Origin of the sequence: Streptomyces sp. NPDC051172, from assembly GCF_040682555.1 — a bacterium.
Classification (GTDB): domain Bacteria; phylum Actinomycetota; class Actinomycetes; order Streptomycetales; family Streptomycetaceae; genus Streptomyces.
The window spans coordinates 1-1,281 of the sequence record NZ_JBFBBE010000379.1; the positions used below are offsets into that span (position 1 = coordinate 1).

General features: G+C 72.3%; 1 protein-coding gene. It reads right to left on the reverse strand.

The annotated features are described in order from the left end of the window. On the reverse strand, positions 1–1,198 hold a 1,198-nt coding region (locus AB0N07_RS51275; RefSeq protein WP_365847902.1), incomplete at its 3' end, for an AMP-binding protein. Positions 1,199–1,281: the final 83 nt, after the last annotated feature.

The window sequence follows — 1,281 nt, forward strand, 5'->3', positions numbered from 1 at the left end:
TGCGGTCCACCACCTGGATGTAGCCGGCCGCGTCCTGGGTGACCTGGTCGCCGGAGCGGAACCAGCCGTCCTCGGTGATGGCCTGGGCGGTGGCCTCCGGCTTGCCCCAGTAGCCCTTCATCACGTTCTCCCCGCGGATCCACACCTCACCCAGGGTCTCCTCGTCGCCCTCGGGCACGACGGCCCCGTCCGGCGTCACCAGCTGCAGCTCGCACCCGCGGACGGCGCGTCCGATCGAGCCCGGCCGGTGCTCCTCGCCCGGATGGTTGAAGCACGCCACCGGGGAGGTCTCGGACAGGCCGTAGCCCTCGAGGATCTCGCAGTCGAAGGTGGCCTCGAAGCGGCGCAGCAGCTCCACGGGCAGGGCGGATCCGCCGGAGACGCCCAGGCGCAGGCTGGCCAGGTCCTCCGGATGGTCCTTGGCCGCGGCCAGCACGGCCCCGTACATGGTGGGCACGCCGATGAACACGTCCACCGCGCACTCCCGGACGGTCTGCGCGGCCATGGCGGGATCGAAGCGGGGGATCAACGCCAGGCTGGCGCCCGTCGTCACGGGCGCCATGAGCGCGCACGTGAGGCCGAAGACGTGGAACAGCGGCAGGCAGCCGAGCACGGTCTCCCCGTGCTGGAGCTGGATCAGCGTCTCCGCCGCGGTGTCCGCGTTGGTGCCCATGTTCCGGTGGGTCAGCTGGGCCCCCTTGGGGCGGCCGGTGGTGCCGGAGGTGTAGAGGATGACGGCGTCGTCCTCGAGGTCCCGCTCGACGGTCTCGGTCACCGGGCCGGGGCTCGCCGCGAGGTGCGGGGCGAGGCCGTCCTCGCCGAGGGTGCGCAGCGGCACACCGCGCTCGCGGGCGCCCTCCACGGCTTCCTCGGACGGCACGGACCACAGCATCGACGCGCCCGAGTCCTCCAGGTAGTACTCGATCTCGCGGCGCTTGAACAGCGGGTTCATGGGGACGACGACGGCGCCCAGCTGCAGGGCCGCGAAGAACACCACCGGGAACGCCGGGATGTTCGGCACCATGAGCGCCACGCGGTCCCCGGGGCCGATGCCCTCCTGCCGCATGAGCCCGGCCAGACGCTGGGACTGGTCCTGCAGCTCGGCGTACGTCATGCGGTTCTCGCCGAGGATCAGGGCGGTGGAGTTCGGGTGCTCGGCGGCGGTGCGCTCGAGACGGGCGGGCAGGGTGAGGGTCACGACGGGCCTCCGAGGGGAGTCGGATGTGATGGGAACCACAGCGTAACGCCCGGCGTCGCTCGTTCGCTGTGAGCCGAGCGGGG